Source organism: Shewanella sp. SM32, from assembly GCF_025654235.1.
GTDB lineage: Bacteria > Pseudomonadota > Gammaproteobacteria > Enterobacterales > Shewanellaceae > Shewanella > Shewanella oncorhynchi.
The window spans coordinates 1-9,338 of sequence record NZ_JAKKRO010000099.1; the positions used below are offsets into that span (position 1 = coordinate 1).

Genomic DNA, 9,338 nt, shown 5'->3' on the forward strand with positions numbered 1-9,338 from the left:
CACAGCCAGCTAAATTTTGTCTCACCAGGGCAACGTCATGCACTGCAAGATGGCGCTATTTTAGCGAAGCGCAAGAAAGTGCTTGAGGCGGCGAAGGAAAGAAAACCGATGCGTTGGTCTACAGAGATCAGAAATTGTGAAGCGGTTGGCGCTGTAACACTCAACCCAGATAAGGCACCAGAAGAAGGCGTAATAAATGCAGCTTAATATTTAAACAAAGAGTGACAACTATCTTGAAAAACACCGAATGAGTTAACCAACTAGCCCATTTGGGAGGCAAAATCCTGTAATACATCACCGTCCTCGCCTGGAACTTATGCGAGGTTAATTATGACTTTCCAAGATAAGGATACAAAAATTCACTAACTTCTCTTGAAGCGATACCAATATCAACTTTTATGCCCTCTTTCTCTAGAGCATAAAGACCCTTTCCATTGTTCCTTTCATCAGGATCTAGAATAGCAACTACAACTCTCTTAATTCCTGATTTAATGATTACAGAAGAACATGCCGGAGTTCTGCCAACAAATGAACATGGCTCAAGAGTGACATATGCAGTCACTTCTTCCATAGGGCCATCATAAGCACTAATCGCTTCGACCTCAGCATGGTTGCCACCAATTTTCTGTGTGAATCCTTCGGCAATGACTTGCCCGCCTAGAACGAGAACGCAACCTACCGGAGGATTAGGTTGGCACTCAGGCAGAGCAGCCCGAGATACTTCCAATGCTTTAAGCATAAATGCCTTGTCTAGATTGATCTAAAGTTCCATTTCATTGAATATGTAGTCATTCAATATCACACGTTTGAAAAGTAACTTTCGCGTTACTTCAGGGACATCTACTTCGTTACACACGGATTCAAACTCTTGGATAATCGTATTAATCTGCGATCTGATAATTTCTTCCGCTTTTTCGGCCTTAATATTGAAGCTTGGTGCTGCTTTCAGACAAAGTGATAACAGAGACAAATTTGAATTGTCGAAGAGCTTCATTCCATGATTTGCCACCCCACCGCTATGGTTTTGTGGACAAATATCATAAGCAGGTGATAGAGATATTTTATCCCCTTCGACAAAGAAAGCGTGATTACGAGCATGGTCATCCGAATTGCCGATCAGCACGTTAAATACCATCCGTGCAAATAGCTCTTGGCTATCAGAGGTAAATGCAATGCAATACTGCTTCATAACGTTTACTAGCTCTACATAAGAAGCCTCGCTAGCCCATGCTTCATCTAAGCCTAAAACTGTCAGTCCGGACACCATAGAGCGACGACACCAAATACCACCAATCAAGTCTCTATCGAATCGTTTAACAAGAAGAACATCTTTGCCTAATGCTTTTTTTAATACAACTTCAGCCACATTGAGTCCGGCTAACTTGGCTAACTTCATGGCTATGTATTCTGAATAGACAACATCATAAGTATCATTTTGGGATGAAAACTTAGCAATATACTTAGCTTCGCCACCAGTGATCATCGCTTTCGGGCGAGCACCACCCAGCGATATACAATGCATAAGTGCTTTATCCAAACCCAACGGGATTTTCTTACCTTGAGCGACGATTTCAGATACCAGATATAACTCTTCAAGCGTGGCTGCATCAGTAGAACGATCAACATACTCAGTGGCCGATTCTTGAAAGTCGAGAGAACCGAACCGGTCTGAAGCAGAATGCATCAAATACGTCATTTCGTTAAACTCAGCATCGTAGCCTTTGCTCATCAGCCGAGAAATAATGGCCCTACGTCCCCAAGCATCAGGAGCTGCATCACGCAAGCATGAGAATATAGACATACCTTGAACTGGCTGCATAGTACCAGCAGAAAGCGGTAATTCATGTGAGTAAATTGGCTCTGCATCTGGGCGCTTCAAGTAAGACTGACCATAGGTAAAATGTTGGCCAGATTCATCAATAGTGAGTCTACCGGCTACCACAGGTTCTGAACGTCCTCTAAGCCATTTCCAAACGAAGCATTGGTTACTAGAAGTCGTCATCCAAAATTACCTTTTTCCTTCTCACTCGATTAGGCAGCAGTGCTTCTATTTTCGCATTTGTTTTATGTTTAATAGCAAACCGATTTTCATCGGGTTCAAATAAGGAAACACCTAACACCCAAGCAGTTTCGAAGTAAAGTCCAATACTTACAGATGGATCACCCTTAAGAATCTTTATCATAGTGGGCTTAGATGCCCCAACTCGTGAACACAGCTCTTCTACTGTGATTTTCTTTTCCTTACGCTGGATTGAAAGCAGAGTGGCGAAATGAGCTAGTGCAGCACTAGCAACAGTGCCAACTTGAATTTTATTTCTTCCCATAGAAAATTACTTTTAACCATAAACAAATTATAGTAAACAGTAATTTACCAAAACCTAAATGTCAAACTAATAGACCACAACCAACTCGGTAAAATTTAACTTACCTTAAAATCTTTAAAGTAAATTATATTTTACCAAACAGCAGTCATTGAACGACAGAAAATGAACAGTAGAGATCCAATCTGAACTCTCTAGTGAGTCATTGCTTGAACACGCTTCGGGGAAAAAGAAGAACCGTGATGGAGTAATGCTTGCTCAAAACGCCGCAGTTTTGCAGGTAATTCAGGGGCGAGTTCTTGTCAAAATAAGGCCATTGTTCAGCACGCAACCGCCTAAATGAAAATCTGAAAAGACCTCTTTACACAACTGATGATGAAAGGGTTTATAAGCCACACCAATTGCGGTATTCATGTGAATACCGTTGAAAATTGTCATGGTTTGGGGGTAGTGATTAGTTTGTGTTTGGCGATTTAATCTGATCACACCAAAAGCTTTTTTCAATCTATTTTTATGCCTGCGCTAAAGCTCCTGTCTATGAGCAAGCCATGAGTAAAGAGCATTGGTCAGTTTCTAAATCGTATGGCACAACATAAAGCGTTAATTCAGGCTTGAACTCAAAGAGTGCCAATGGTTCAGTAAAACCGACATGTTTCGGATAAATCAGATATAAATCACCTTGGCCATTTAGGTATTTCTCGCCATAAGCATATAGCTGATACATATCTGCTTGATTCAGATTGTACTTATCTTTGGTCGTGTTAAGCGACGCATCAAGCAGTTTCCATTTAGTATCCATCACAGTGACAATTCGCGATTTATCATAAATGACAATGTCAGGTTTTAGCCTAAACCAGTCATTGCCATTGTGATGAGTCAGGCAATGACTAGACGCTTGCTGTTTTAACTTAAATTCCGGTGGCAATTGTCGCTGCAGTTGCTTAGCAACGTATCGCTCAAAGAGTTGTTCCATCGGAAATAAGAAAGATAACCCATTATGCTTACCAAGCATGGCAACTGGAGACTGATAACTCAAAATCAGCTCGCACCATGGCTTTAAAGGACGATAATGGGCAAGACCCCTATCATCCTTCCACAGCCTAAAATCTAAAACATGGTTTGTAGACAACTCGATTTCATTAAATACACATAGCAGTTCACACGCTAACCTTTGATTTGCACTCGAAGTAGACCATTTCAACACTTGTTTCAATGAAGAATGAAGTAATCGGTTTTCAGCGCGATTAGCATTATAGATATCATGTGCAACATGAAAATGATGTTGCCGTCCTGGACGTTGCCTCAGCTGTTTAGCGACTTGCAGTTGGCCTTTTAGATACGGAGATTCACGCTCAATACGCTGGTACTCATTTCTAATACCCTGCCTCACTAGCTTAGAAACCGCTGTCAAAAAGTGCGTGATCAGTAACTCATAAAGTGGTTGTTTCAACAGCTGCAATTGAGATTGTTGAAACTCTTCAAGTTTTAACTTTTCAACACGAGCTAACATTTTTAGCAAAATTTTACGGGCCGAAACGGGATCACAAGTATCCGTTGAAGTCTTAGGCAAGATTTCGATGCGAGTCTTACAGGGCGTTTCAAGCACACCAACAAAGTTAATCACTTGAAGTGCAACCGATGTGCCGTGACGTTTCACCTTGATTAATTCACGTTGGCCTTCGCTCTTACTAACACCATTAGCCAACAACCACTCAAACGCGGACTTAGGGATTGAGTGACAATCTATGCTGTGGTTGTTGCCGCCGTTAATTAATAATGCAAACTCCCTCACGGTGACATCGTTAACCCTATTGCGCGTCATAGATGCCTTTATATGCTTCAGGGTTAAGCAATGCAGCTTTATTACGTTGATATATTCTTATGCCATCTTGTGACCAGTCGCTCCCCATCAATGTTAATACTGAAGCGTCAGTGAACTTTTCTTCGATGAACTTCAGGCTAGGTTCAGTCTTCAGATGATCACCTAACACTTGGCCAACACGCTCCCAATCTTCAAAAAAGTATTCTTCTAGCAATGGTAATATTTCTAGCTCGAAGATACGCCCCAAACGCTCAATGGAAGGTTCATTTTTTAACGGTAAAAAGAAGCTATGCCCAACGGTATGTTCACGGTCATAAAGCAGCTCAATGCGTTGGTTAATGGTTTTTAGCAGCTTAGCGATATCAATACCCTTAACAAAAACATCTGATAACAATTCATGCTTAGGCATCATCTCGGTAAACTCAAAGCGACGACGCAGCGCAATATCGACTTGAGCCAAGGATTTATCAGCGGTATTCATGGTGCCGATGATATACAGATTAGAAGGAACAGAGAAAGACTCTTTTGAATAAGGCAGTTTTACGGCGTTGTTGCCTAAATGAATGAACCTTCCGTCTCAGATGCGATCAGATCCTGTGAATACCACGCAGGAACCGCTATCAGATGGGCAAATCTAAATCTCGCATTACCAATTGGCCGGAATATAACAAGGCGTTGACCAACCGAGGCTCACTGACTTTTTGGATAGACGAGCAGGCGCTCAACCTCTGGTGTCACACTGAACACCATGGTGGTCGAGGTCGGGGATTTCAATACAGTGACACGGCGATAGAAACCGCCTTAATGCTCAAAGGTTTGTTTAATCTCCCCTTGCGAGCACTAGAAGGTTTTCTCAACTCAGTGTTTAGTTTGATGAGTCTGCAATTAACTTCACCTGGTTACAGCTGCATCAGCAAGCGGGCAAAGACAGTCAAAGTTAACTACCGCCCCCCTTGCCGAGGCGCGATTGCTCACTTAGTTGTCGATTCCACAGGACTGAAAGTATATGGCGAAGGTGAATGGAAAATGCGTAAACATGGTAAGGAAAAACGCCGAACTTGGCGTAAGTTGCACCTTGCGATAGATGCGGCCACACATGAAGTCATCGCAGCCGAAGTCAGTTTAGAGAGTGTGGCAGATAGTGAGGTTCTCCCAACGTTATTAAACCCACTAAGGCGCAAGGTAAAACAAGTGTCAGCTGACGGTGCTTATGACACCAAAAAATGTCATAAGCTGCTGAAACGCAGAGGGTGTAAACCTACGATACCGCCGCGAAAAAATGCAGGTTATTGGGAAGAAGGTCATCCCAGAAACGAGGCCGTCAGCGCTCTGAAAAGTGATGAACTCAAACAATGGAAACAAGAGAATGACTATCACCAACGCTCCCTGTCAGAAACAGCTATGTATCGTTACAAGCAACTGATTAGCCCGAAATTGAGCCTGCGGGACTACAACGGCCAAGTCGGCGAGGCACTGGCTGGTGTGAAAGTGATGAACAAAGTCATAGGACTGGGTATGCCTATTCGCCAGAGGGTCAATTAATACCAGGAACCCTTTTAGGAAAAGGCATACCTAAGATTGATTTAGGCAACAACGCCCAGTTTTACTGAGAGCGCTTCAGCGCCACCCGCACGTTTACTCGGCTCGATTAAGGTTATTAACTCACCAAAAATATTCGAGATATTGCCACGGTTAATTTCATCGATAATAAGCACAAACGGCTGTGACGTGGATTCATGATTAACTACGTCGGCAACATATTCTTTTAGTCCAAAATGTTTCTTTAAGTAGACCAAAAAACCTTCCACATATGAGGTGTTATAAATGCCTTTTTTCGAACCTGTGAGATAAAGTTTTCTCACATTTGCTATTGAGGCTACATATTTAGGGTCTGTGCTCTCGGTTGAGTGCGGAAATATTTTAAAAGTAGCCCCGCCCGCATATTCAATTTCGAACTTTTTACCGCGTATAGTTTCCATCTCTATGCGGTCTTCGGCCTCTTCATATTTTTCTTGAAGTTGTAAAACTGCATTTTCAAAAGCATCGACAGATATCACTTGTGAATTACTTGAACTGGCTCTATCACAAAATGTTTTAAAAACACCAGGCTCTACACTGTATGACAATAAACCGTTATCACTGTTCGCTTTTAGTCCTTCAACAAAATCCTCGTAGCTGAAGCTTTGATGGAAAGTAACAAAACCAATACGATTTTTAATTACTAACTCATCAAAACGATCTTTAACTTTAGTTCGGTCAAACCCGTATTTAGATAGATACTCAGGATCAACGATAGAGAGTGCTTTATTGATAGTATTGTAAGTTTTTCCAGTACCTGGTGGCCCATATAAAATTTGATTTAAAGCAACCATATTGCTACCCGCTTTAGTCTGTTGCTTAATATTATGTTCATCAGCCATATCGACGTCCCCAATTAAAGACAATAACTTTTGAATAGCTGCTGAATTTTCAACATTAAAGGCGTAACCATACTGAGAATTTCCTTCTAATTTAGGGAATCTACGAAAACTGGTATTTTTAGCTGGCTGCCAATCACTAGCAACACCTTCAATTGCATCGATTTTATCTTTCAAACCTATGACTCTTGGATGAAGAACTAATGGTTGCTTTGAAACGCTCTTACTTGGTGTACGTTTAACATAAATATACAAACCTTCACCTAAACAGTGCTCATAAGCATAAGAAGGGTGTCTATGCTCTTCATCCGAGTCTATTAACTTAAGCAGTATTGTATGAATTTCTTCAGAATTTAACATACGAAAACCTTATAAAACTTTACTATCTAACCTTTGCCTGAAAGGTTTCAAAATTATTCAATGCATCAAACGCAGTAAACACATTCCAGCCATGACTTCTCAATACTTTCGCATTATCCATGTTAATTAACACAGCAACCTTGCGCCTAGGCCAACAAAGATCAATAGCAACCATACTGCTATTATTATTAATAACAATACCTAGCTCAGCGCCAGGTAAACCCATTGATTGACATTTCTGCAGTAGACCGTCCAATGCTGTATCTGCACACTCTCTGATGTTGTTATAATCAAATACATCAAATTTATGCTGTTCACGACGAAGTTGGTTTATTTTCAATATGTCATCATGACTTACATACAAGTGTCCATGATGGGGTTGTTTCTTATGACAATCGGCACAAAGACCACGCAGATTATCGCGACTATTGTTAGTCTTGTTTCCGTTGATATGGTGAACATGCAAAAGCTTCGATTCGTGACGTAAATTAACTCCACATTGTTCACAGGAATAATCAAGCTCAAGTCTAATTTTCGATGATATTGAGGGCCAATCAGCGGTATATCCTGCAGATTGAAAACCAGCAGTAGATTTAGGTAATGACTTAAAATAAGAGCTATAGGTTTCGAAAAATTGCGCGTAAGAGAAGTCTGATACAAACTTAGTTTTATCTCCCCAAGTTAGTCCAGGGAAATTCCTATGATTAAGTAAACATAAGCAATTCTGGCAAACTGCTAATTCTGCCTCACCTGCAATTTCTTTCTGAGAGTGGTACTCAATCCCGAAAATAGGAAATGTACCATCAATTCGGTTAGTAACATCATACCTATCATTAAATCGACCCCGTTCTCTCATGCCTATAATTGTTTTACACTCAGCAACATGGACTCTTTTTGCCCCTTTACCTTTACCATCAACAATGACCTGAGAGATGTTATTCCCTTGATCTGGGATATATAGCATGACCTGATGACCATTATAATTCAAAATACCATCAGAACCATCGATATCAGCTAGAACAAAATCTATCCCAATAATCCCTGTAATGAGATCAGCACCTATGCTCTCAAGTTCTGTTGACCGACTAGTAATAGTAAAGTTAGTAACAACTTTACCTAGCGGTGCCACAGCCAGATGTAAAGCACTAAAATCAACCGTCAGCTTCATTATTGTGCCTCTAATATCCGTTTAATCTGAATATCAGCATTTGTTATCGCTCTAAATGAAACTCGACGAGACATTGCTTCATCTTCCACATTATTTTTCATTATTAAGCGTGATGAAGAAAAACCAACAGCGGCGATATTCGCTTTGATCCACTCAGAATCGTTTGGCATCAACGAATAACCATACTCTAAAACTGATCGAGTACGACCTTGTGATAACTGCATATTATAAAAATATGCCTGTGCCTCAGTAGAGCCTCGAAGACCTAAACTTGATGTATGCCCCTCAATTCTGATTTCATCTAATGAATCCCTATAAGGTGTAAGCACCTTAATATATCGAGGGAAAAAATCATTCAAGATCTCTTTATAGGCATCACTTAACCGGGTTTCATTATTAGCAAATAATACATCTGGTGATTGAAAGTTAAAGGCGAGCGTTTCCTTATCAATGGTCGCTCCCCACTTATCAAGATCATTTTTAAACTCATCTTCCAATGCTTGATAAATGGCGACTTGGTTTTCCTGATACGCGACAGCGACGTCTTTTATTTTGTCGTTTTCCTTCTGAGTAATCATCATGAACACAATCGCAATGAATAGAAAAACCATCATTAAACCGGCCATTAAGTCAGACACAGTTAACCAATGTTCACCACTGTCTTGTGCACCATTGCTAGTACCAAATATCTTGTCCATTAGGCTACTCGCTGATTAACAACTTCATTCATGGCTTGGGTTAACTTAATGTAATCGTCAACAAACTTACCACTGACTTGAGCTAGCGCTTGTCCCATCTCGTTCATGACACGGTTTATTTCCTGCTGCATTGCCGTATCAATCAGTTTAAGTTGTGAATCAACAGCTTCACCTGTTAAGCCTACCTGATGCTTCACTTGTTCTTCCATGGCATCAAATGTGCGTTTGGCTTGGTTGATTTGCTGAGTAGCAGCGTCATCAATCACTTCATTAAGTCGTTGTTGTAGTTTTTCAGCTGATTTAACGTAAGCGTCCATTTTAGGACGTATTGACGCCTTATAGATTTCGGCCAAGCATCCTGGCTAGATGTCTTTCAGGATCTGCACCAGTCCTGGTGGGATTTTCCACTGGCGGTTATCATCGCTGACCACCATCACTGATTTCTTGTTGATTTTGATAACCACGCCGAACACTTGGCCTTCTTTGGCCTTGAAGTGGACTTTTTGGCCTAAACGTAGCTGGCTTAGAACATTGATGTCGTTTTGCAAACGT

10 protein-coding genes and 2 pseudogenes are annotated in these 9,338 nt (G+C 41.0%); 2 read left to right on the forward strand and 10 right to left on the reverse strand.

From position 1 onward, the window contains the following. Positions 1 to 207: pseudogene (locus L5M10_RS22640) on the forward strand (IS3 family transposase); the annotation flags it as partial. 121 nt (positions 208 to 328) lie between these two features. Here L5M10_RS22640 and L5M10_RS22645 read toward each other — a convergent pair. The 5 genes and pseudogenes from L5M10_RS22645 to L5M10_RS22665 form a co-directional block, all read right to left on the reverse strand. Next, a complete protein-coding gene (locus tag L5M10_RS22645; RefSeq protein WP_107404666.1) occupies positions 329 to 760 on the reverse strand; it encodes a bifunctional diaminohydroxyphosphoribosylaminopyrimidine deaminase/5-amino-6-(5-phosphoribosylamino)uracil reductase RibD in 432 nt (143 codons plus the stop codon). Then, positions 761 to 2,002, reverse strand: coding sequence for a type II toxin-antitoxin system HipA family toxin (locus L5M10_RS22650; RefSeq protein ID WP_263255998.1), 1,242 nt, complete (start codon positions 2,000 to 2,002; stop codon positions 761 to 763). Beyond that, complete coding sequence (locus tag L5M10_RS22655) at positions 1,989 to 2,324, reverse strand: helix-turn-helix domain-containing protein (protein ID WP_106649799.1); 336 nt, start codon at positions 2,322 to 2,324, stop codon at positions 1,989 to 1,991. Before L5M10_RS22655 ends, L5M10_RS22650 begins: the two co-directional genes overlap by 14 nt. A 532-nt stretch (positions 2,325 to 2,856) precedes the next feature. Then, entirely contained in the window at positions 2,857 to 4,143 is a 1,287-nt protein-coding gene (locus L5M10_RS22660) for an McrC family protein (protein WP_263255999.1), read from the reverse strand. Then, a pseudogene (locus tag L5M10_RS22665) lies at positions 4,130 to 4,687 on the reverse strand (McrB); the annotation flags it as partial. The pseudogene L5M10_RS22665 and the gene L5M10_RS22660, both read right to left, overlap by 14 nt. Positions 4,688 to 4,767: 80 nt before the next feature. Between L5M10_RS22665 and L5M10_RS22670 the strand changes: the two are divergent. Further along, positions 4,768 to 5,685, forward strand: a complete 918-nt coding sequence (locus tag L5M10_RS22670) for an IS5-like element ISSpu16 family transposase (RefSeq protein WP_263256001.1) — start codon at positions 4,768 to 4,770, stop codon at positions 5,683 to 5,685. 41 nt (positions 5,686 to 5,726) lie between these two features. Here L5M10_RS22670 and L5M10_RS22675 read toward each other — a convergent pair whose 3' ends face one another. The 5 genes from L5M10_RS22675 to L5M10_RS22695 form a co-directional block, all read right to left on the reverse strand. Then, positions 5,727 to 6,920: a hypothetical protein gene (locus L5M10_RS22675; RefSeq protein ID WP_263256002.1), complete on the reverse strand. Its 1,194-nt coding sequence runs from the start codon at positions 6,918 to 6,920 to the stop codon at positions 5,727 to 5,729. Positions 6,921 to 6,942: 22 nt separating this feature from the next. After that, a complete protein-coding gene (locus L5M10_RS22680; protein WP_263256003.1) occupies positions 6,943 to 8,088 on the reverse strand; it encodes an HNH endonuclease in 1,146 nt (381 codons plus the stop codon). After that, positions 8,088 to 8,786: an OmpA family protein gene (locus L5M10_RS22685; protein ID WP_115334757.1), complete on the reverse strand. Its 699-nt coding sequence runs from the start codon at positions 8,784 to 8,786 to the stop codon at positions 8,088 to 8,090. Before L5M10_RS22685 ends, L5M10_RS22680 begins: the two co-directional genes overlap by 1 nt. Continuing rightward, positions 8,786 to 9,139 (reverse strand): hypothetical protein, encoded by a 354-nt coding sequence (locus L5M10_RS22690; protein ID WP_263256004.1) that lies wholly within the window; start codon positions 9,137 to 9,139, stop codon positions 8,786 to 8,788. Before L5M10_RS22690 ends, L5M10_RS22685 begins: the two co-directional genes overlap by 1 nt. Positions 9,140 to 9,148: 9 nt before the next feature. Further along, positions 9,149 to 9,338: transposase (locus L5M10_RS22695; RefSeq protein WP_263256005.1), on the reverse strand; the 190-nt coding region annotated here is incomplete at its 5' end.

Bases quoted from the DNA above. Each gene is read 5' to 3' on its own strand.
- L5M10_RS22650 (WP_263255998.1), bottom strand. From the start codon at position 2,002: ATGACGACTTCTAGTAACCAATGCTTCGTTTGGAAATGGCTTAGAGGA.
- L5M10_RS22655 (WP_106649799.1), bottom strand. From the start codon at position 2,324: ATGGGAAGAAATAAAATTCAAGTTGGCACTGTTGCTAGTGCTGCACTA.
- L5M10_RS22660 (WP_263255999.1), bottom strand. From the start codon at position 4,143: ATGACGCGCAATAGGGTTAACGATGTCACCGTGAGGGAGTTTGCATTA.
- L5M10_RS22670 (WP_263256001.1), top strand. From the start codon at position 4,768: ATGGGCAAATCTAAATCTCGCATTACCAATTGGCCGGAATATAACAAG.
- L5M10_RS22675 (WP_263256002.1), bottom strand. From the start codon at position 6,920: ATGTTAAATTCTGAAGAAATTCATACAATACTGCTTAAGTTAATAGAC.
- L5M10_RS22680 (WP_263256003.1), bottom strand. From the start codon at position 8,088: ATGAAGCTGACGGTTGATTTTAGTGCTTTACATCTGGCTGTGGCACCG.
- L5M10_RS22685 (WP_115334757.1), bottom strand. From the start codon at position 8,786: ATGGACAAGATATTTGGTACTAGCAATGGTGCACAAGACAGTGGTGAA.